At 62.7% G+C, this 20,547-nt stretch carries 25 protein-coding genes and 1 riboswitch; of the genes, 17 read left to right on the forward strand and 8 right to left on the reverse strand.

All coding sequences use genetic code 11. From position 1 onward, the window contains the following. Nucleotides 1–36 precede the first annotated feature (36 nt). The 3 genes from RBB32_RS06585 to RBB32_RS06595 are packed head-to-tail and all read left to right on the forward strand — an operon-like array spanning nt 37 to nt 1,934. Entirely contained in the window at nt 37–198 is a 162-nt protein-coding gene (locus RBB32_RS06585; protein ID WP_306151908.1) for a hypothetical protein, read from the forward strand. Between the two features lie 3 nt (nt 199–201). After that, a complete protein-coding gene (murA, locus tag RBB32_RS06590) occupies nt 202–1,470 on the forward strand; it encodes a UDP-N-acetylglucosamine 1-carboxyvinyltransferase (RefSeq protein WP_306151909.1) in 1,269 nt (422 codons plus the stop codon). Then, a complete protein-coding gene (locus RBB32_RS06595; RefSeq protein ID WP_306151910.1) occupies nt 1,467–1,934 on the forward strand; it encodes a DUF2948 family protein in 468 nt (155 codons plus the stop codon). The genes murA and RBB32_RS06595 overlap by 4 nt, the downstream gene beginning before the upstream one ends. Here the strand turns inward: RBB32_RS06595 and RBB32_RS06600 are convergent. After that, complete coding sequence (locus RBB32_RS06600; RefSeq protein WP_306151911.1) at nt 1,925–2,323, reverse strand: c-type cytochrome; 399 nt, start codon at nt 2,321–2,323, stop codon at nt 1,925–1,927. The genes RBB32_RS06595 and RBB32_RS06600 overlap by 10 nt on opposite strands. Nucleotides 2,324–2,589: 266 nt before the next feature. On the opposite strand from RBB32_RS06600, the gene hisD reads away from it, so the two are divergent. From hisD to RBB32_RS06645, 9 genes are all read left to right on the forward strand, one after another. Further along, entirely contained in the window at nt 2,590–3,894 is a 1,305-nt protein-coding gene (gene hisD, locus RBB32_RS06605; RefSeq protein ID WP_306151912.1) for a histidinol dehydrogenase, read from the forward strand. A gap of 310 nt (nt 3,895–4,204) precedes the next feature. Continuing rightward, on the forward strand, nt 4,205–4,798 hold the full coding sequence (locus RBB32_RS06610) for a LysE/ArgO family amino acid transporter (protein WP_306151913.1): 594 nt from the start codon (nt 4,205–4,207) through the stop codon (nt 4,796–4,798). Nucleotides 4,799–4,887: 89 nt separating this feature from the next. Continuing rightward, nucleotides 4,888–5,820 carry a pirin family protein gene (locus tag RBB32_RS06615; protein ID WP_306151914.1) on the forward strand — a complete coding sequence of 311 codons (933 nt, stop codon included), beginning with the start codon at nt 4,888–4,890 and terminating at the stop codon, nt 5,818–5,820. 282 nt (nt 5,821–6,102) lie between these two features. Then, complete coding sequence (locus RBB32_RS06620) at nt 6,103–7,008, forward strand: DMT family transporter (RefSeq protein WP_306151915.1); 906 nt, start codon at nt 6,103–6,105, stop codon at nt 7,006–7,008. Nucleotides 7,009–7,061: 53 nt separating this feature from the next. Next, nucleotides 7,062–7,263: riboswitch (cobalamin riboswitch) on the forward strand. A gap of 95 nt (nt 7,264–7,358) precedes the next feature. Then, nucleotides 7,359–7,631, forward strand: coding sequence for a hypothetical protein (locus tag RBB32_RS06625; protein ID WP_306151916.1), 273 nt, complete (start codon nt 7,359–7,361; stop codon nt 7,629–7,631). A gap of 258 nt (nt 7,632–7,889) precedes the next feature. Next, nucleotides 7,890–8,369, forward strand: a complete 480-nt coding sequence (locus tag RBB32_RS06630) for a UPF0262 family protein (RefSeq protein ID WP_306151917.1) — start codon at nt 7,890–7,892, stop codon at nt 8,367–8,369. Nucleotides 8,370–8,376: 7 nt separating this feature from the next. Further along, nucleotides 8,377–8,838, forward strand: coding sequence for a low molecular weight phosphatase family protein (locus RBB32_RS06635; RefSeq protein WP_306151918.1), 462 nt, complete (start codon nt 8,377–8,379; stop codon nt 8,836–8,838). Beyond that, on the forward strand, nt 8,835–9,233 hold the full coding sequence (locus RBB32_RS06640; RefSeq protein WP_306151919.1) for a ketosteroid isomerase-related protein: 399 nt from the start codon (nt 8,835–8,837) through the stop codon (nt 9,231–9,233). Before RBB32_RS06635 ends, RBB32_RS06640 begins: the two co-directional genes overlap by 4 nt. After that, complete coding sequence (locus RBB32_RS06645; RefSeq protein WP_306151920.1) at nt 9,230–9,817, forward strand: GNAT family N-acetyltransferase; 588 nt, start codon at nt 9,230–9,232, stop codon at nt 9,815–9,817. Before RBB32_RS06640 ends, RBB32_RS06645 begins: the two co-directional genes overlap by 4 nt. Nucleotides 9,818–10,055: 238 nt before the next feature. On the opposite strand, the gene RBB32_RS06650 is transcribed toward RBB32_RS06645, so the two are convergent. Genes RBB32_RS06650 through RBB32_RS06660 form a run of 3 tightly spaced genes read right to left on the reverse strand, consistent with a single transcriptional unit; the run spans nt 10,056 to nt 11,883 of the window. Continuing rightward, a complete protein-coding gene (locus RBB32_RS06650) occupies nt 10,056–11,129 on the reverse strand; it encodes a 5-(carboxyamino)imidazole ribonucleotide synthase (protein WP_306151921.1) in 1,074 nt (357 codons plus the stop codon). After that, entirely contained in the window at nt 11,122–11,610 is a 489-nt protein-coding gene (gene purE, locus RBB32_RS06655; RefSeq protein ID WP_306151922.1) for a 5-(carboxyamino)imidazole ribonucleotide mutase, read from the reverse strand. Before purE ends, RBB32_RS06650 begins: the two co-directional genes overlap by 8 nt. 48 nt (nt 11,611–11,658) lie before the next feature. Further along, entirely contained in the window at nt 11,659–11,883 is a 225-nt protein-coding gene (locus RBB32_RS06660; RefSeq protein ID WP_154149667.1) for a YdcH family protein, read from the reverse strand. Between the two features lie 159 nt (nt 11,884–12,042). On the opposite strand from RBB32_RS06660, the gene RBB32_RS06665 reads away from it, so the two are divergent. The 3 genes from RBB32_RS06665 (at nt 12,043) to RBB32_RS06675 (ending at nt 13,660) form a co-directional block, all read left to right on the forward strand. Beyond that, nucleotides 12,043–12,456 carry an Hsp20 family protein gene (locus RBB32_RS06665; protein ID WP_306151923.1) on the forward strand — a complete coding sequence of 138 codons (414 nt, stop codon included), beginning with the start codon at nt 12,043–12,045 and terminating at the stop codon, nt 12,454–12,456. A 5-nt stretch (nt 12,457–12,461) separates the two neighbouring features. Next, nucleotides 12,462–12,689: a DUF1150 family protein gene (locus RBB32_RS06670; RefSeq protein ID WP_306151924.1), complete on the forward strand. Its 228-nt coding sequence runs from the start codon at nt 12,462–12,464 to the stop codon at nt 12,687–12,689. A 92-nt stretch (nt 12,690–12,781) separates the two neighbouring features. Then, on the forward strand, nt 12,782–13,660 hold the full coding sequence (locus tag RBB32_RS06675) for a hypothetical protein (protein ID WP_306151925.1): 879 nt from the start codon (nt 12,782–12,784) through the stop codon (nt 13,658–13,660). Here the strand turns inward: RBB32_RS06675 and RBB32_RS06680 are convergent. Both RBB32_RS06680 and RBB32_RS06685 read right to left on the reverse strand, forming a co-directional pair. Next, entirely contained in the window at nt 13,609–14,331 is a 723-nt protein-coding gene (locus tag RBB32_RS06680; RefSeq protein ID WP_306151926.1) for a hypothetical protein, read from the reverse strand. The genes RBB32_RS06675 and RBB32_RS06680 overlap by 52 nt on opposite strands. 96 nt (nt 14,332–14,427) lie before the next feature. Further along, the gene (locus tag RBB32_RS06685; RefSeq protein ID WP_306152049.1) at nt 14,428–16,140 is read right to left on the reverse strand and encodes a bifunctional sulfate adenylyltransferase/adenylylsulfate kinase; all 1,713 of its coding nucleotides are present in this window, start codon (nt 16,138–16,140) and stop codon (nt 14,428–14,430) included. A gap of 283 nt (nt 16,141–16,423) precedes the next feature. Between RBB32_RS06685 and RBB32_RS06690 the strand changes: the two genes are divergently transcribed. Then, nucleotides 16,424–17,476 carry a cytochrome-c peroxidase gene (locus RBB32_RS06690; protein WP_306151927.1) on the forward strand — a complete coding sequence of 351 codons (1,053 nt, stop codon included), beginning with the start codon at nt 16,424–16,426 and terminating at the stop codon, nt 17,474–17,476. Between the two features lie 263 nt (nt 17,477–17,739). Here RBB32_RS06690 and trxB read toward each other — a convergent pair whose 3' ends face one another. Next, nucleotides 17,740–18,720, reverse strand: a complete 981-nt coding sequence (gene trxB / locus RBB32_RS06695) for a thioredoxin-disulfide reductase (RefSeq protein WP_306151928.1) — start codon at nt 18,718–18,720, stop codon at nt 17,740–17,742. A gap of 208 nt (nt 18,721–18,928) precedes the next feature. On the opposite strand from trxB, the gene RBB32_RS06700 reads away from it, so the two are divergent. Further along, nucleotides 18,929–19,429, forward strand: a complete 501-nt coding sequence (locus RBB32_RS06700) for an Lrp/AsnC family transcriptional regulator (RefSeq protein WP_306151929.1) — start codon at nt 18,929–18,931, stop codon at nt 19,427–19,429. Here the strand turns inward: RBB32_RS06700 and RBB32_RS06705 are convergent. After that, nucleotides 19,426–20,226, reverse strand: coding sequence for a Hint domain-containing protein (locus RBB32_RS06705; protein ID WP_306151930.1), 801 nt, complete (start codon nt 20,224–20,226; stop codon nt 19,426–19,428). The genes RBB32_RS06700 and RBB32_RS06705 overlap by 4 nt on opposite strands. Nucleotides 20,227–20,547: the final 321 nt, after the last annotated feature.

A 20,547-nucleotide genomic window follows, 5' to 3' on the forward strand; every position in this document is an offset into this window, starting at 1 on the left:
CTGGACGCTTTTTTACACCTGCTGTAGGAAGGGGGTATGGAAAAAAAGACGACACCCCAGAAGCCCGGCAAACGGGCGGAAGATCGCGAAACCCGCCTCAAGGCGGCCTTGAAGGCCAACCTTGCAAGGCGTAAGGCGCAAACGCGTGGCCGCAAGGCACCAGACGAGGCAGAGACGCCCGAGCAGAAGGACAACTAACCGATGGATTCGATTATTGTGAAGGGCAATGGGCCGCTGAACGGGCAAATCCCCATTGCGGGGGCCAAGAACGCCTGCCTCACGCTGATGCCCGCCACGCTTCTGAGCGACGAGCCGCTGACGCTGACCAATGCGCCGCGCCTGTCGGACATCAAGACCATGTCGGCGCTGCTGCAATCGCTGGGGTGCGAGGTGTCGCAACTGCAGGATGGTCAGGTCTTGGTGATGTCGAGCCACGCGCTCGACAATCACGTTGCCGACTACGATATCGTGCGCAAGATGCGGGCCTCCATCCTCGTGCTGGGGCCGATGCTTGCGCGGGATGGCCATGCGGTGGTGTCCTTGCCCGGCGGCTGTGCCATCGGCGCGCGGCCCGTTGACCTGCACCTCAAGGCGCTTGAGGCCATGGGCGCGGAGTTGGAGCTGAAAGAAGGCTATGTGCATGCCAAGGCCCCCGGCGGCCTGAAGGGCGGCACCTTTGAGTTTCCTGTCGTTTCCGTCGGGGCCACGGAAAACGCCCTGATGGCGGCGACTTTGGCCAAGGGTACAACGGTTTTGAAGAATGCCGCGCGGGAACCCGAGATCGTAGACCTTGCCGATTGCCTGCGCCGGATGGGTGCGCAGATCGAAGGCGACGGCACCGATACGATCACCATTCAGGGCGTGGAACGCCTTGGCGGGGCGACGCATCCGGTGGTTACCGACCGGATCGAACTGGGCACCTACATGCTGGCCCCGGCGATATGCGGCGGCGAGGTGGAATGCCTTGGCGGGCGGATCGATCTTCTGGGCGCGTTTTGTGAAAAACTGGATGCCGCAGGGATCGAGGTGACGGAAACCGACAAGGGCCTCAAGGTCGCGCGCCGCAACGGACGCGTGCGCGCCGTGGACGTCACGACCGAGCCTTTCCCCGGGTTCCCCACCGACCTGCAGGCACAGATGATGGCCCTGATGTGTACCGCGGAAGGCACCAGCGTTCTGGAAGAAAAAATCTTTGAAAACCGCTTCATGCACGCGCCCGAGCTGATGCGCATGGGGGCCGAGATCGACGTGCAGGGCGGCACCGCCACGGTGACGGGGGTTGAACGCCTCAAGGGGGCGCCGGTCATGGCCACCGATCTGCGCGCCAGCGTGTCTTTGATTCTTGCAGGGCTGGCCGCCGAGGGCGAGACGATCGTCAACCGCGTCTATCACCTTGACCGCGGCTATGAGCGGGTCGAAGAGAAACTGGGCAATGTCGGTGCCCATATCGAACGGGTATCGGGGCAATGAGCGAAGACGCCAGATTTGAAGACGGGGCCGAGGCCCCGCTGAACCTCGGGGCCATGGACCCCGAGGATTTGCAGGTTGTCTCGTCGCTTGCGCAGGATGCGATTTTCCCGATCACCGAGATGACATGGCGCGCCGGGGAACGGCGTTTTGCCATTCTTCTCAATCGCTTCCGCTGGGAAGATCAGGGCCGCACCCGCCACGATCCAGAGCGCGTGCAATCCCTTCTGGTGGTGGACAACGTTCTGCGCGTCGCCAGCCAAGGTATTGATCGGGGTGACCGCGATACCGTGCTGTCGCTGCTGTCTGTCAGCTTCGAGCCGGGCGAGGAGGGCAGCGGGCACTTGATCCTGACGCTGGCGGGCGACGGGGCCATCCGCCTTGAGATCGAGGCGCTGGATGTCTCATTGAAGGATGTCACGCGCCCGTATCGTGCACCCTCGGGCAAGGTGCCCGATCACTCCTGAATCGATTCCAGGTAAAGCGCCAGGGACAGGATGCGCCCACGTACGATGGTTTCCGCACCATAGGGGCCGGTATTCTCGATATCCGTCTGAAACCGTTTGCCCCAGACCGGCATCGGATACCCATGCCCCTTGATCCCGGGCCGCCCGTCGATTGAGTGAATCACCCGAAGCATGGGAAAAACCCCGTCATTCCGCGCGCTTAGATCAGTGAGCGACGGTACGGGGACGGTCATCAGTTCGGCCAAGGGGCCGGCTCCATCCGCCATCTCGCCGTGGCAGGTGGCGCAACTGTTCATGTATTCGCTCTTGCCCGCCTCTTCGGTCATGGCGGGGCTTGTCCCGAACGTCAGGGCGAGGGCGAGCATGGTGAGTGGTGTCAAACGTGTCATTGCTTTTCCTTCCTTCTGGAGGCCAATGGCGGCCTGCTTGCATAGTGGAAAAGGAATTCGATGCTTGCGTTGACCACCATCAACGGCCCTTGTGCGCTTGAGGCTTGGGCCGCATCGGTCTAAGTGAGGGGCGAAACCAAAGCGTTCCACCTTTTACCTGAGGCATCAGAAAATGGCGGAACGCGCGCAACGATTAAGCGGAGCACTGCGTTTCGCAAAAATCAGTGATTCAGGTTTTTGCGAAACGCTTTAAGGAGGCAGACCAGATGCCGGTATTTCTTGACGCCGATGCCGCCGATTTCGAGGCGCAGTTCACGGCCCTTCTGAGCGCCAAGCGCGAAGATTCGCCGGATGTGGATGACACGGTCGCCGCGATCATCAAGGACGTGCGCGAACGCGGCGATGCCGCCTTGATCGAGTTGACGGCCAAGTTCGACCGGCTTGATCTGACGCCCGAAACGCTGCGGTTTTCCGAAAGTGAAATCAATGACTTGGTCGCACAAGTCCCGGCGCATGAACGCGAGGCGCTGGAACTGGCCGCGGCGCGTATCCGCGCCTATCACGAACGCCAGGTGCCCGCCGATGAAAGCTGGACCGACGAAAGCGGGGCCACCTTGGGCTGGCGTTGGACGCCGGTTTCGGCGGCGGGTTTGTATGTGCCGGGTGGTCTGGCCTCTTACCCGTCTTCGGTGCTGATGAATGCCATCCCGGCCAAGGTGGCGGGGGTCGAGCGGCTGGCCATCGTGGTGCCCACGCCCGACGGGCAGGCCAACCCGCTTGTGCTGTTGGCGGCCCGGATTGCGGGGGTTGACGAGATCTATCGCATTGGCGGGGCGCAGGCGGTGGCGGCCTTGGCCTATGGCACGCAAACCATTGCCCCCGTTGATAAAATCACCGGGCCGGGCAATGCCTTCGTGGCCGCGGCCAAGCGCCGGGTGTTCGGCAAGGTGGGGATCGACATGATCGCGGGGCCTTCGGAAATCCTTGTGATTGCCGACCGCGACAATAACCCCGATTGGCTGGCCTTGGATATGCTCAGCCAAGCCGAACATGACGAAAGCGCGCAGGCCATCCTGATCACCGATGACCGGGCGATGGCCAAGGCGGTCGAGGCGGCGATCGAGCGTAACCTGATGAGCCTTGAACGCCGCGAGATCGCTGGCGCAAGCTGGCGTGACTTCGGCGCGATCATCACGGTGCAAAACCTTGAAAAAGCAGCGGAATTGTCCAACCGCATCGCGCCCGAACACCTTGAGCTTTGCGTGGCGGATGCCGAAGGCTTGAGCCGGAAAATCACCCACGCGGGGGCGATTTTTCTTGGTGCCTGGACACCCGAGGCCATCGGCGATTACGTCGGCGGGCCGAACCACGTGCTGCCCACGGCGCGCTCGGCGCGGTTTAGCAGTGGCCTGTCGGTCATGGATTTCGTCAAACGCACCACGCTGGCACGGATGACCCCCGAAGCCTTGCGCGCCATTGGCCCGGCTGCCGAAACATTGGCGATTTCCGAAAGCCTGGAAGCGCATGGGTTGAGCGTGCGGGCAAGGTTGAATCACCTCAACGAAGGGTAAGGCGAAAGCCGGGTATTGCCTGCCGTCGGGCGCATGGAATTCTGTACAAAACGTACGTTTTATACAGGCTTTTTGTACATTTCGACGGCGCCGGTCAGAGGGCCCGGGATTTTGCTTGGCGGGATCGGCGGTGTGTCACCCGGCGCGCTGATGCCGATCCCGGGCCTGTGGCCGTGGGTGGTCGGGCTGTGGGCCAAGATGGGTCCCGAGATATTGCGTTAAGTATTTCTTATCATGATGCACAAATTTTAATTTGTTTAACCATGTATCAGGCCGTAGGCAAACCCGGACGCAAGGGAAAGGGTGACCGATGCAGGCGGTGATTGATGGGTATCTTCTGGGGTTTTCGCTGATCCTGGCGATCGGGGCGCAGAATGCCTTTGTCCTGCGGCAGGGGTTGCGGCGCGAGCATGTCTTGCCTCTTGTCGTGCTCTGCGGGGCCTCGGATGCGGTGTTGATCGCGGCGGGGGTGTCGGGCTTTGGCGCCTTGGCGCGGGCGGCGCCGGGGATTGCGCAGGTGATGTTGTTCGGCGGCGTTGCCTTTTTGCTGTGGTACGGCGCGCAGAACCTTTTGGCCGCCTGGCGCGGTGGCGAGGTTCTGGAGGCCGGAGAAGCGGCGGGAAGCCTTTGGCGGGCGGTCCTGACTTGCCTGGCACTGACCTGGCTGAACCCGCATGTTTACCTTGATACGGTGGTTTTGCTTGGGTCAATCTCCGCCCAGTACGACAACCGGCTGGGCTTCGGCGCGGGGGCGGTGACGGCGAGTTTCAGCTTTTTCTTCATGCTTGGCTATGGGGCGCGGCTTTTGGCGCCGTTTTTCCGGCGGCCGTCCAGCTGGCGGGTGTTGGACCTGATCGTCGGGCTGACCATGTGGGCCATCGCCGCCAAGCTTTTGTTGGGGTGAGGCGGCTGCACAGACTATGTGCGGGGGTGCCGTAGCGACCGGGCGCCAGGATTTGCTATCATCCTTGCAAACCGGACCGGAGAACCGCCATGAGTTGGAACCCCACGTTAGAACCGCAGTGCCCCGAGGCCGGGAGCCTTGACGACATCGAAACCCTTATCGTGCCGCGGGCGCGGGATATTGGCGGCTTCGAGGTGCGGCGGGCCTTGCCCGCGCCACGGCGGCAGATGGTGGGGCCGTTCATCTTCTTCGACCAGATGGGACCGGCAGAGTTCTTGACGGGGCAAGGGATCGACGTGCGCCCGCATCCGCATATCGGGCTTGGCACGGTGACGTATCTCTACGAGGGCGAATTCCAGCATCGCGACAGCCTGGGCACCGATCAGATGATTCACCCCGGCGAAGTGAACTGGATGGTGGCGGGCCACGGGGTGACCCATTCGGAACGCACCAGCGAAGCGACGCGCAAGGGGCAAAGCCGGTTGTTCGGGGTTCAGACCTGGGTGGCCCTGCCGGAACGGGCCGAGGAGCGTGAGGCCAGTTTCGAACATCACGGGCAGGGGGCCTTGCCGGTGCTGGAGGGAGAGGGCAAGGAATTGCGCCTGATCATGGGGCGCGGCTGGGGCGCCGAGGCGCCGGTCAGCCGTTTTTCCGAGATGTTTTATGCCGATGTGGTGATGCAGGCGGGGGCCAAGCTACCGCTGCCGGACGATCACGAGGATCGCGGGGTGTACGTGACCCAAGGGGCGGTCAGCGTGGCTGGCGAGGTTTTCGAGGCGGGGCAGATGATGGTCTTTCGCCCCGGCGACGCGATCACCCTGACAGCCGGGGAGCAGGGCGCGCGGGTGATGGCGCTGGGTGGCGAAACCCTGAACGGGCCGCGCTATATCTGGTGGAATTTCGTGGCCTCCAGCCGGGAAAAGATCGAGGCAGCCAAGGCGGCCTGGGCCGAAGGGGATTGGGCGCATGGCCGGTTTCAATTGCCGCCGGGGGATGACGACGAATTCATTCCCCTGCCATAGGCGGCCTGACGCAAGCGGGTGCCGCCCAGGTGTGCCTGACCCACCTGACCGAAAGGAGCGGCTACGCCGCGCAGGATAAGCGCGCTTATGCGCGCCGATTGAGGGGCTTTGCCCCTTCGTTGAAAATGAGATTTTCAACGTACCCCAGGATATTTCGGGCCAGAAGAAAGGGGCAGGAGTGGCCATGCAATCCGCTTTTGGGGGTAGGGGGATTCACCTGGGCCATCGGCGAAATGCTTTTGGGGGGTTTTCATTCCGGGCAATGCCGCCCTAAATGCGCCCATGAGTTCCGATCAAGGCAATCGCCCCGGCTGGGGCATCTTCTGGATGGTGGTGACGGGCCTGCAATTCGTGGGCGTGACGGCACTTGTCAAAACGCTGGGCACGCGCATTCCGGCGCCCGAGGCGGCCTTTATCCGTTATGCGCTGGGGCTGGTGTTCTTGCTGCCGGTCATCGGGCAGTTGCGGCGGTTGCGCCCCGGCAAGCGGGTGCTGTCGCTTTTCGGCCTGCGGGGGCTGGCGCATACCGTGGGCGTGGCCCTGTGGTTTTATGCCATGGCGCGGATTCCCATCGCCGATGTGACGGCGATGAATTACCTGGCGCCGATTTACGTTACGCTGGGGGCGGCGCTGTTTCTGGGCGAGCGTTTGGCGGCACGGCGTATCCTGGCGATCGTGGCGGCGCTTATCGGGGCGCTGATCATTCTGCGGCCGGGTTTTCGCGAGGTTGGCCCCGGGCATCTGGCGATGCTGTTCACGGCGATTTTCTTCGGGGCGTCTTACCTTGCGGCCAAGCGGTTGTCGCAGGAGGCCGGGCCGGGCCTGGTGGTGGCGATGCTGTCGATCACGGTGACCATTGGCCTTGCGCCCCTGGCGGCGATGGATTGGGTCTGGCCCACACCATGGGAAACCCTGATCCTGTTCGCTGTGGCCTGTATAGCAACGGGGGGGCATTTCACGATGACGCTGGCCTTCAGGGCTGCCCCCTTGGCGGTGACGCAGCCGGTGACCTTCCTGCAACTTGTCTGGGCCGTTGCGCTGGGCGCTTTGGTGTTCAACGAAGGGGTCGATCTGTTCGTGGTTCTGGGCGGCCTGGTGATTGTCGGCGCGATCAGCTTCATCAGTTGGCGCGAGGCGGTTTTGAAAGGCCGCGCGGTGACGCCGCCGGTGTCGGCCACCAAGGGGTGAGGGGTAATCGCGGCACGGGGTGAAAGAATCCTTGCGTGCGCCCGCGGCCTGCGACAAGGTTTTCATATCAAGGTGCTGCCCGTGCGAGATGTCGCAGGGCGGAGAATTGGGAAGCCGGTGAAAGACCGGCGCTGCCCCCGCAACGGTAAGGTTGGGGGCAAGGGCATCAGGCCACTGGACCGCCGTCATGGTCCGGGAAGGCGCCCTTGCCAGACCCGCCAAGCCCGGAAACCAGCCTTGTGTCACGTCAAGCCGCGGGGGGCGGTGTGGGCGCGTGTCATGGACCGCTTCCCCTCGTACCCTTCGCCCCAGTCCGGCCCGGGGTGTGGCCGGGGGAAGAGAAACGAAAGATGACTGTCACCCGTATTCTGGATGGCTTGGAAGCCATGCCCGCCACCGGGGCCGAGGCTGATACCGCTGCGCGCCTTGGATTCCTGGAGTGGGCATTCGCCATGCCCGGTGATGCCACGCCGCAGGCCGCGCGCGATGCCCTCAGGACCGAGGCGGCGCAGGAGGCCCGAAGCCCGGCTGCGCGGGCTTTCGTGGGCTTTTTGCAAGCGGCCTGTGTGCCGGTCGGCGCGGGGCGCGGGCGCGTGGCGCGCCGGGCCCGGGTGCTGCATTAACCCCGGGCCCTTGTGCTTGTATCACCAGTTGGGTCCGGCGGAAGGCGCCTTGCACGACACGGCCCATGACCATGGGGGCGCCCATCCTCGTGGAGGAGGTGGGAAAAGCCGCTAAGGCAAAGTGACCCGCATCTGGGGGCCGTGCCGCGCCCCACATGCCACAACACCGCAAAATCCCCGGAACGCGTCGCCGCCCTGCATTGCCCAATGGCCATGCCTGCGCTAGGGATCCGGCAATAAACGCCGCGAGGGATACCGATGTCCTATATCAGCCATATCGAGTTGGATGATGCCAACCTGCCGCCGCCCACGCCCGAGATCGAGCAGGAGCGCAAGGTGGCGATGTTCGATTTGATCGAAGAGAATTCCTTTGCCCTGCCCGCGCGCGAAGGGCGCGAGGTGCCGCAGGGGCCCTATCGCGTGGCCCTGTCGATCCGTGAAAAACGGCTGGTCTTCGATATCCGGACCGAAGGCGATGAGCCGGCGGCAGAGTTTCACCTGTCGCTGTCGCCGTTCCGGCAGGTGGTCAAGGATTACTGGGCGATCTGCGAAAGCTATTTCGATGCGGTGAAAAACATGCCGCCCAGCCAGATCGAAACCATCGACATGGCCCGCCGCGGCATCCACAACGAGGGCGCGCGCATCCTTGAAGAACGGCTTGAAGGCAAGGCCAGCGTCGATAGCGACACCGCCCGCCGCCTGTTTACCCTGATCTGCGTTTTGCATTTCGGGGGCTGAGGCGGGAATGGTGCAGGAGCTTCCCCAATCGGTGCTCTTTTGCTGCGACCACAACGCCGTGCGCTCGCCCATGGCCGAGGGCATCATGAAGAAGTTTTACGGCACCGATACCTACGTGCAATCGGCGGGTGTCAAAAGCGATCTGGAGATCGACGGGTTTTCCATCGCCGTCTGCGACGAGATCGGCGTGGAACTGGCCCGCCACCGCACCCGCAGCTTTGACGAGATGGAGCAATGGGGCGACGACCTGTCGTCCTTCGACCTGATCGTGGCGCTAAGCCCCGCAAGCCAGCGCCGGGCGCTGGAACTGACCCGGGTCTTTCACCTTGAGGTGGTCTATTGGCCGATCATGGACCCGACGGGCCTTGGCGAAACGCGCGAGGCCAAGCTGGAGGCCTATCGCCAGACCCGCGATCAAATCATTTCCCACCTCACCGAACGCTGGGGCGATCCAAGGAGCGAGACATGAGCAATTCCACGATCCAGGCCTATTTCGATGCTTTCAACCGGGGCGATGTGGCCGCAATGCTGGCCTGCCTGTCCGAGGACGTGGCGCATCACGTCAACGAAGGCGAGATACGCAAAGGCAAAGACGCTTTCCGCTCGTTTTGCGAGCATATGAACCGATGCTATCGTGAAAACCTGACCGACATGGTGATCTTCGAGGCCGAGAACGGCACGCGCGGGGCGGCGGAATACGTGGTCAACGGGACCTACCTTGAAACCGACGAAGGGCTGCCCGAGGCCGAGGGGCAGACCTATCGACTGCCAGCCGGGTCGTTCTTTTCGCTCAAGGATGGGCTGATCAGCCGGGTGGTGACCTACTACAACCTTGCCGATTGGATGCAACAGGTCTCCAAATGATCCGGGTGGAGCGGCTGACCGGTGAGGCCTTGGCCCGCGCGCTGGGCGACGTGGCGCGCCTTCGGATCGAGGTGTTCCGCGCCTGGCCCTACCTCTACGACGGCGATGCGGCCTATGAAGAGAGCTACCTGCAAACCTACCGCGACAGCGAGGACGCGATCCTTGTGGGGGCCTTCGACGGGGATCGCCTGATCGGGGCCTCGACCGGCACACCGATGCAGGACCACGCCGAAGATTTCGCAGCGGCCTTTGCGAGGCAGGAGATTCCGCTTCGCGATATCTTCTACTGTGCCGAAAGTGTGCTGTTGCCGGAGTACCGAGGGCATGGCATCGGCCACGCGTTCTTTGACGCGCGAGAGGATCACGCCCGGGCGCTGGGGCACCGGTATTCCGCTTTCTGCGGCGTGCAACGACCGGCGGATCACCCCCTGCGGCCCGATGACTACCAACCGCTCGATCCCTTCTGGCGCAAGCGTGGCTATACGCCAGTCGAGGGCGCGGTCGCACGGTTCGCGTGGAAAGACATCGACCAGGCGCAGGAAACCGACCACCCGCTGCAATTCTGGATCCGCCGCCTGACCTGATTGAGCGCGCTGTTGCGCGCGCCTGATATCTCGTCATCGGCCTTCGGCCGTTTCCTCGGATGCCTCCGGCGGGAGTGTTTTGGCCAAGAAAAAACCATATGCCTTGGGCTTTTCCTGGATGAAATACCCCGGGGGGCTTTGAAAATCTTATTTTCAAAGTGGGGGCAGCGCCCCCGTTTGGCGCGCGAAAGCGCGCTGATCCTGTCGCGCCGCAGGGCGCGTCCTTTTGACAGCAGGGTCAGTCCTGACGCGCCACCCGGTTCACGTGGCCCATCTTGCGGCCCGGCTTCACATCGGCCTTGCCGTAGAGGTGCAGTGAGGCGTCGCGTTCTTTGGCGATGCTTGGCACCTTGTCCATGTCATCGCCGATCAGGTTTTCCATCACCACATCGGCATAGCGGCTGCCATCGCCAAGCGGCCAGCCCGCCACGGCGCGGATGTGTTGTTCGAACTGATCAACGGTGCAGCCTTGCTGCGTCCAGTGGCCCGAGTTGTGCACGCGCGGGGCGATTTCATTGACCACGAGGCCCTGCGGTGTCACGAAAAGCTCAACGCCCATCACGCCCACGTAGTCCAGGGCATTGAGGATTTTACCCGCCATCAACACCGCATCGGTGCGCTGTGGGGTGCTCAGGCGCGCGGGCACGGTGGTTGTGCGCAGGATGCCGCCTTCATGCACGTTCTCGCCCGGATCGAAACAGGCCACATCGCCCGCGGCACTGCGTGCGCCGATCACGGAGACCTCGTGGGAAAACTCGACAAACCCCTCAAGGATCGCCTCTTGCCCGGCCATATCCGCAAGCGCGCTTGCGGCGTCGCCCGCCTGCATGATCCGCGCTTGCCCCTTGCCGTCATAGCCAAAGCGCCGGGTTTTCAGGATCGCGGGCAGGCCGATCTTTTCAATCGCGGCCTCCAGGTCCTCGGCCGTGGTCACCGCGGCATAGGGGGCCGTGGTCAGGCCCAGTTCCGACAGGAAATCCTTTTCGGTCAGGCGGTCCTGGCTGACGCGCAGGGCCTCGCGCCCCGGGTGCACCGGCACCAATGATTCGATCAGGTCCAGCGCGGCGGTGGGGATGTTTTCGAACTCGTAGGTCACCACGTCCACCGCCTCGGCAAAGCGGCGCAGGGCCGCTTCGTCGTCATAGGCGGCCTTGAAATGGAAGTTGGAAACATGGCTGGCTGGGCAATCGCCGCCCGGTTCGAACACACAGGTCTTGAACCCCAGGCGGGAGGCCGCGACCGAAAGCATGCGGCCCAATTGGCCGCCGCCCAGGATGCCGATGGTGGTGCCGGTGGAAAGGAGGTCAGTCATCTTGTGGCTCATCTGGAATGGAGGCGGAAAGGGCCTCGCGCCATGCGTCGAGGCGGGTGGCAAGGGCATCGTCATGGGTGGCAAGGATACCAGCGGCCATCAACCCTGCATTGGCGGCGCCAGCCGCGCCAATGGCCATGGTCGCCACCGGAAAGCCCTTGGGCATCTGGACAATGGAATACAGGCTGTCGACCCCCGAAAGGGCCTTGGTCTGAACCGGCACGCCCACCACGGGCACACGTGTCTTGCTGGCCATCATGCCGGGCAGGTGAGCCGCACCGCCAGCGCCCGCGATGATCACTTTCAACCCGCGCTCAGCGGCGGTTTTGCCATAGGTCCACAGGCGGTCCGGCGTGCGGTGGGCCGAGACGATCTTGGTCTCATAGGCCACGCCCAGTTCATCGAGGATAGTGGCGGCCTCGCGCATGGTGGGCCAATCGGATTGGCTTCCCATGATAATGCCCACTTGGATCTGTGCCATGTTTCATGCCCCTTGCAATGAAGGGCGCACTATACGCATCACGCGGGCTTACGCAATAATGTCCGGGTAAAGCCTGTCCTCGATATAGGCGATCATGTCCTTGAGGCGCAGTTTTTGCTGTTTCAGCCGCTTGATGGTCAGCGGATCGCGCGCGCCTTTTTCCTCAAGCGCGGTAATCGCCTCGTCCAGATCGCGGTGTTGGCGGCGGAATTCCTCCAACTCGACGTGCAGCACCTCGTCGGATTTCATCGACAGATCGCCAAAAGCGTTCATGGCTTACGATTCCTTATCATGGATAGCCTCTAAGATACTGTATTTGCCCGATTTCGCAAAGCCCTTGCACCATCGCGGGTCAGCCCCCATATTTTGCCTGTGGGGTCGCCGCGAACGGGGCCGCACACAGGACTGTCGCTTTAGGTGAAGGACGTGTCGATGACGAAAATGACGCTGGGGTCGCACCCCTACATGCTGGGGTTCGAGCAATTGGAGCGCATGCTGGAACGCAGTGCCAAGTCGGGCAACGAAGGTTACCCGCCCTTCAATATCGAACAAACCTCGGAGAATTCCTATCGTATCACGCTGGCCGTGGCCGGCTTTGGCGAGGACGATCTGGCGATTACCGTCGAAGATCGGCAACTGGTGATCCGGGGCCGTCAATCTGACGACAGCGACAACAGGATCTTCTTGCACCGTGGCATAGCCGCGCGGCAGTTTCAGCGTTCTTTCGTGCTGGCCGATGGTGTCGAGGTGGGCGAGGCGATCATGGAAAACGGTTTGCTGCACGTGGACCTGACCCGCGCCCAACCGGAAACCGTGGTGCAACGGATCAAGATCAACAAGGGGTAAGCGAGATGCAGACACCATATGATTTCGGCGCCGATGCGGGCCGTCCCATCGTCTATGTGCGCGCGGTCAAAGTGGCCGACCTGCCCGAAGACGTCCGCGAACAGGCCATGGGCAATGATACGCTTTACGCGGTGCATAGCGCCGAGGGCGAACGCCTTGCCCTGGTGCGTGACCGGCGGCTGGCCTTTATCCTGGCCCGTCAGAACGACCTGGAGCCGGTGACGGTCCACTAACGCCTGTTGGTGGCGCGTCTGCGCCACCTCTTGCGCTTGCCTTGGGATCGTACAGCGCCTAATCACCCCGGTGTAGATCACCGGAGTATCCCATGCCCCAACAAAAGCCCGCTGTCGCGATCTTGCCCAACCATATCAAGCTGGGCTGGACACCGGGGGTATTGTCGCTTGACGATATGATCTGGCCCTTGGGGCAGCCCGACCGCCTGAAGGGCGGTGCATTGCGCGACCTCACGCCGGAGGATCATCTGCTCGTCTTCCCGCGCGGCATGATCCATTGGCGGTTGGGCTTTGGCACCCGTGCCAAGGTGTCGGTCATGATCCTCGAACCGCAAGCGATCCACGGCAAGCATGCGCGCCGCCTGCGCCTGTCTTATCGGCGCTTTTTCCGGGTGCTGAGCTTTTACGAGGATCTATGCGCAACCCTGCCCAACGCCTTGTTCTTCCCCTTTGGAAGTACCTGGGTCCCGGATTGGCGGGAGATCGAGGTCGAAAAGGTCGAAATGTGCTCGCTGATCGCATCGGCCAAACGCTCGCTTGAGGGGCACGCCCTGCGCCACGAAATCGCCGATTGGGCGAATTCCCAAGGCATCGCCCTCGATGTCATGGGCGGGGGGTATCGGCCGTTCAAGGACAAGGCGGACGGGCTTGCGCCCTATCGCTACTCGGTGGTGATCGAAAACGTGCGAGAGCGGCATTACTTCACCGAGAAACTGGTCGATGCGATCCTTTGCAAAACCGTCCCGATCTACTGGGGCTGCCCCAATATTGGCGACTATTTCGATACCTCGGGCATGGTGATCTGCGACAGCGCCGAGGATGTAAGGGCGGCGCTTTGCGCGATGTCCGAAGACGATTATGCGGCGCGTCTGCCTGCGCTTGAGGCCGCGCGCGGCCAAGCCGACGACTACGGCGATGTCTACGGACGCGCTGCCCGTGCCGTGCTTGAGGCCGCAGGCCAAATGCCATAGCGGCGGGTCAACGCCTCGGCGCAGGCCAGGTTGGCCGCCTGCCGATCTTTGCCGCCGACCCTTGCTGCCTGCAAGGCATGGGCATCATCAAAGGCAGGCCGCATCGCGGCACGGGCCCTTGCCACCTCTCGCAGCGCGATCCCCTGCCGGGCCAATTGCCCTGACAGCCATATATCGTCGACGGGCCATGCCGCATCGGGGGGCACCATGTCCGGGGCCGCCAACCAGGCCGGATCAACGCAGACGCCTGAAAACCCTTGGGCAATATCGGTGAACCCCGGCGCGGCACGGCTTTGCCGTTTCAAGCGCCCGACCGAAAACCCTTGGCCCGTGCTTGCCACGCCATCGCCCGCGCCCTGCAAAAGCGCCGCCGCCCAGCCGGGGCCACAGGTCCAATCGTCATCGCAATAGATCAACCGCTTAACCTTGCCGGCCAAGTGCCGCGCGGCGATCATGGCCTTGCCCGCCGGGCCCAAATCCGTGTCGGACCACAAGACCTTGACCCCATCTGGCAGGGCAGGGGGGCGCACTGTTCCGGTAAATCGCCGGTACCGGCGCGGCAGGCACAGGTAGACAGCCACGGGCGCGGGCCGCTGTGCCAGAAGAGCGGCCAAGACAGGCCCAAGCCGGTCAAACCGTGGCGGAATCGAGGTCAGCGAAATGGCGTACATGCCTTGCGCCTAAACGAAACCGGGCCGCCCCGGCAAGGGCGGCCCGTGGATTACAAGCGCTCCACAGGCCTTGCGGCCCTTGTCGCGAATGGCGGCTCAGCCCGCGATCAGGCCCATCTGCTCCAGCTTCAGGATTACCTGGTGGGCGCAGTTGTCCACCTCGGTGCCTTCGGTCTCAACCCGCAGTTCGGGATCGGCAGGCACGTCATAGGGGTCGGAAATCCCGGTGAATTCCTTGATCTTGCCCTCGCGTGCCAGCTTGTACAGGCCTTTACGGTCGCGCCGTTCGCATTCCTCGATCGAGGTGGCGACATGCACTTCGACAAAGGCACCGTATTGTTCGACGTCCTCGCGCACGGCGCGGCGGGTGGCGGCATAGGGCGCGATCGGCGCACAGATCGCGATACCACCGTTCTTGGTGATCTCACTGGCCACATAGCCGATCCGGCGAATGTTCAGGTCGCGATGCTCTTTCGAAAAGCCCAGTTCGCTTGACAGGTTTTTCCGCACGATATCGCCATCCAGAAGCGTCACCGGGCGCCCGCCCATCTCCATCAGCTTGACCATCAGCGCGTTGGCAATGGTCGATTTGCCGGACCCGGAGAACCCGGTGAAGAACACGGTAAAGCCCTGCTGGCTGCGCGGCGGCTTGGTGCGGCGCAATTCCTTGACCACCTCGGGGAACGAGAACCAGTCGGGAATCTCAAGCCCTTCCTGCAGGCGGCGGCGCAATTCGGTGCCCGAGATGTTCAGGATCGTGACGTCATCCTTGTCTTCGATCTCGTCGATCGCTTCGTACTGGGCGCGCTCCTGCACATAGACCATGTGCTTGAAGTCGACCATTTCGATGCCGATCTCGTCCTGGTGCTCGCGGAACAGGTCCTGCGCGTCATAGGGGCCATAGAAATCTTCGCCTTGGCTGTTCTTGCCGGGGCCCGCGTGGTCGCGGCCGACGATGAAATGGGTGCAGCCGTGGTTGCGGCGGATCAGGCCATGCCAGACCGCCTCGCGCGGGCCGGCCATGCGCATGGCAAGGTTCAAAAGGCTCATCGTGGTGGTCGAGCCGGGGTATTTGTCCAGCACCGCCTCGTAACAGCGCACGCGGGTAAAGTGATCCACGTCCCCCGGTTTGGTCATGCCGACCACCGGATGGATCAACAGGTTCGCCTCGGCCTCTTTCGCGGCGCGGAAGGTCAGTTCCTGGTGCGCACGGTGCAGCGGGTTGCGGGTCTGGAAGGCGACAACCTTGCGCCAGCCCAGCTTGCGGAAATAGGCGCGCAATTCATTGGGCGTGTCGCGGCGACCGCGGAAATCATAGTGCACCGGTTGCTGAATCCCGGTGATCGGCCCGCCCAGGTAAACCTTGCCGGCCGTGTTATGCAGGTAGTTCACCGCCGGATGCGCCTCGTCATCGGCCCCGAAAACCTTCTCGGCCTCGCGCGATTTGTCGGGCGTCCAGCAATCGGTGACCGTCATCGTGGCAAGGATCACGCCTTCCTGGTCGCGCAGGGCGATGTCCTGGCCCAGTTCGACCCCCTCGGCAAAGCTTTCCGAAACATCCAGCGTGATGGGCATCGGCCAAAGCGTCCCGTCGGCCAGCCGCATGTTCTCGACAACGCCGTTGTAATCCTCTTGCGAAAGGAACCCCTTCAACGGATTGAACCCGCCATTCATCAAGAGTTCCAGGTCGCAAATCTGCCGTGGGCTCATGTCCCAACTGGTCAGGTCCGCGGCTTCCACCTTCAATTTCTGTGCGGAGTCGAAAGAAACATAAAGTTCGGGGATAGGGGCCATGTTCGGCTGGTACATCGCTACTCTCGGAATTTGTTTTGCTGTCATATGCTGCTGCTGCGCGGTTCGCGCATGTCGCGCGTGCCATATACCCGATGCTCGCATCGGGGCAAGGCGTGGCACTCAGAATTCCGCAAAAGAGGCAAAAAAGACGCGCGGAAAATGAAACCCGGAAATTTGTTCCGGCATCCGCCAATCTGCATTCCGGAATTGACCGGAATTGACATGGATCAGGGTTCAGCGGCGCGGCCAAGTTTAGAATGAATCTAACGCGCGAGCTTTGACTTCGGAGATTAGCCTAATGCCACATTCCCTGACCGTTGTCCTCGGCACCGTATCATGTCTTGCGCTGGGCACCGCCGCGCAGGCCTCGGAACTGCGTGACGATGCGCTTGCCATGTTCGCCGCCGTGCCCTCGACCGTGCCGGCGATGGCCAACAACCCCATCACCCCCGAAAAGATCGACCTCGGAAAGGCGCTGTTCTTCGATCCGCGCATGTCCGCTTCGGGGGTATTTTCCTGTAACTCCTGTCACAACCTCGCCACCGGCGGCGATGACAACATGCCCACCTCCATCGGCCACGGCTGGCAGAAAGGGCCGCGCAACTCGCCCACCGTTCTCAACGCGGTGTTCAACGAGGCGCAGTTCTGGGATGGCCGCGCCGCGGACCTTGCCGAACAGGCCAAGGGCCCGGTGCAGGCCGGCGTCGAGATGGCCAATACGCCCGACAACGTGATCGCCACGCTCAACTCCATGCCGCAGTATCAGGACTGGTTCAAAGCCTCCTTCCCGGATGAGGAAGACCCGGTCACCTTCGACAACTTCGCCAAGGCGATCGAAGCCTACGAGGCGACATTGATCACCCCCGCCCCCTTCGATGCCTACCTCAACGGTGACGATGCCGCCCTCACGGACGCGCAAAAGGAAGGTCTTGCCCTGTTCATGGACAAGGGCTGTGCCTCTTGCCACAACGGCGTCAACCTTGGCGGTACGGGCTACTTCCCCTTCGGCCTGATCGAGAAACCCGGCGCCGACGTGCTGCCGCCCGATGACCGCGGTCGCTTCCAGGTGACCGAGACCGCCGACGATTCCTACGTGTTCCGCGCCGCACCGTTGCGCAACATCGACCAGACCGCGCCCTATTTCCACTCCGGCAAGGTCTGGGATCTCGAAGTGGCGGTGGCCATCATGGGCACCTCGCAACTGGGCACCGAACTGACCGCCCCCGAGGTCGATAGCATCGTGGCCTTCCTCGGCTCGCTCACCGGCGAAATGCCCGAGGTGATCTATCCGGTCCTGCCGACCGAAACCCTCGGCACGCCCCGGCCCACCGGCGAGGTCGTGCCAAACTGACCTGGCATTCGGGTAAGTCGACAAACGGCGCAGCAAAGCCTGCGCCGTTCTCCATTCCGCGGCCAAGACAGGCGGCACAAACGCCGCTCAGGTCACGACAGACCAATCGTATCGCCCAGCCGGATCAAAACCGTTACCCTTGGTTTCTTCTGGCCGAAAATATCCTGGGGTGAGGCCGCAGGCCGAGGGGCAAAGCCCCTCAAACGGCGCGCAAAAGCGCGCTCAAACCTGCCGCGCCGCAGGCGCGCCCTGTTGGTCAGAGTTCAGGCTTGCGGAACATGGGCCTCGGGGGCCGGTGCGTCATCCTCCATCTCGGCGATGAATTTCTCGGCATCCAGTGCCGCCATGCATCCCATCCCGGCGCTGGTCACCGCTTGACGATAGATATGGTCGGTCAGGTCGCCAGCGGCAAAGATACCGGGGATCGAGGTGCGGGTGCTGCCCGGCTCGACCTTCACGTAATCGCCGTGGTGCATCTCCACCTTGCCCTTGACCAACTCGCTGGCCGGGGCATGGCCGATGGCGATGAAAACCCCCTTGCAGGGGATCTCCTGGGTTTCGCCGGTCTTGCTGTGCTTCACGCGCACGCCTGTCACGCCCTTGGGGTTGTCGTCGCCCAGAACCTCGTCCAACTCGTGGAACCACAGCGGCTCGATCTTGGGATGCTTGAGCAGGCGGTCCTGCAATATCTTCTCGGCGCGCAATTCGTCGCGGCGGTGGATGAGCGTCACTTTCGACGCGAAATTCGTCAGGAACAGCGCCTCCTCAACGGCGGTGTTGCCGCCGCCGACAACCACGATCTCCTGGCCGCGATAGAAGAACCCGTCGCAGGTGGCGCAGGCCGAAACCCCAAAGCCCTTGAAGGCTTCTTCGCTGTCAAGGCCCAGCCACTTGGCCCGCGCGCCGGTGGCCAGGATCACGCTATCGGCGGTATAGGTGGTGCCGCTGTCCCCCTTGGCCACGAAGGGGCGGTTGTCGACATCCAGCTCGGTGATGATATCGCCGATGATCTCACAGCCCATTTCCTTGGCGTGGGCCTCCATCCGCACCATCAGGTCGGGGCCCTGTACCTCGGTGTCGCCGGGCCAGTTTTCGACCTCGGTCGTGGTGGTCAACTGCCCGCCCGGTTCGATCCCCTGCACAAGGACCGGCTCCAACATGGCGCGGCTGGCATAGACCCCGGCGGTATAGCCCGCCGGGCCCGAGCCGATGATCAGGGTTTTGGTATGACGGGTTTCGCCCATGGGTCACCTGTAGCGTTATCGGGTTGCATCAAAAGTCGTGGCAGATATAGCCCTGCGGCGCGGCGCATGTAACCCCCACCGACAAGCCGTAAGGGCGCGCGGGTCATCTTTTTGACCTTGAAATGATATTGCGCCTTGGCGAAACATTATTGCGCGCATATATGGGCGTGATATAACAATCGCGAAAAACCCCGAAGGATCGCCCAAGATGCCCTCAACCCGCCTTGACCCCATTGACCGCAAGATTCTGGCTGAACTGCAGGCCGATGGCCGGATGACAAACGTGGAACTGGCCAAGCGCGTGGGGATCTCGGCCCCGCCGTGCCTGCGCCGGGTGCGCACGCTTGAAGAGCAAGGCTTCATCAAGGGCTACCACGCCGATGTCGACTCCCGCGAGTTGGGCTTCGAAGTGCAGGTATTCGCCAGCGTCGGTTTGCAGAAGCAGGCCGAGTCCGATCTCAGTGCCTTTGAAGACCTGTGCCATGGCTGGCCGCTTGTTCGCGAATGTCACATGCTCAACGGCGAGGTGGATTTCATTCTCAAGTGCGTGGCACCTGATCTGTCAACCTTCCAACGCTTCCTGACCGAGGAGTTGACCGCCGCCGAGAATGTCGCCAGCGTCAAAACCTCGCTTGTCATTCGCGGGGCCAAGGATGAACCCGGTGTGCCCTTCGAGATCCTCGAAGAGCGTTTGGGCCAAAACGCCTAGGCGGCTTCCAAACCCTCCGGTGACACCAGCGGCAGCCGTAGATGCGACAGGCCGCCAAATTCGTGCGGCGCCCTGATATGCGGAAAGAACGACAGGAACAGGCCAAGCATCTTCTCGCCCATCTTGCGCTCGAACCCTGATCCGGGGTGATAGCTTTCCACCCAAAGGCCGCCCGCGTTGATCGTGGCGTGTTTTTCAAGGCACAAGTGGTAGACCGTCACCGGGCGCGGCGGGGTGATCTCGATCACGCTATTGCCGTCTACAAGGTGGCGCACTGGTGCAAGCACCGGTTCATTGCCCATGTGCTGGCGCAGGCGCGCCGCCGGGGTCAACAGGCGCGCGCCCGGGCCGAACATCACGTTCGACATCGGTTTTCCCATGCCAAAGGCTTCGGGCATGACGCGTGTCATGCGCGACTCGGGCGGGGTGTCGCCATTGGCTTTCGGGACCAGGGTCATCGACCCCACCCAAAGCAGGCGCGTGGGGCCGTATTCGGCCGTCACGACCTGATCGCCGGGCAGCAAATCCTCGATCGCCACGGGGCCGTTCGTGGTTTGAATCAAGGTGCTGCGCGCGAAGCCCGAAAAGGCCGCCTCGAACAGGGGCAAGGCCGGGCCGATCTGTTCGGACTGGTGAATCCCGCCATCGGGGCGCAGGGATGAAATGTGATATTTCCGCATGACCAGCGAGCGGCGCGGCCCGGCTGGCGTGGATGTGGCGTGCGGCGAAACCGGGCGCGGAAGGGCCGGCGAATGGGCGGCCGCCGAGAGGCGGGCGGCCGTGGAGGGGGTAGTCATGATGCGTCACCTTTTCAGGTCGTCACACCCGCGTCGGCCCCCACCGACAACGACAGACTGACGAGATACTGTTTACGTCTTCTGAAAACAATAGGACGCGATCATCGCCATTCGGTCAAATTCTTGTACCTATTGTCATGAATGGGCAGGCAATGCCGCCGTCTTCCCGGATTTGTTTCAGGAAAGTTAACGCAACTGCCACAATCCATGGGCTCACCCACGCCGAATCATAGAATCGGGGAAAATAAAAACGGGGCCTTCCCAATGGGAAAGACCCCGTCCAACCGATACCCGGAGCAATGGATAAAACTGTGCCGGGCC

The sequence above is a fragment of the Roseovarius sp. MMSF_3281 genome (assembly GCF_030733685.1).
GTDB lineage: Bacteria > Pseudomonadota > Alphaproteobacteria > Rhodobacterales > Rhodobacteraceae > Roseovarius.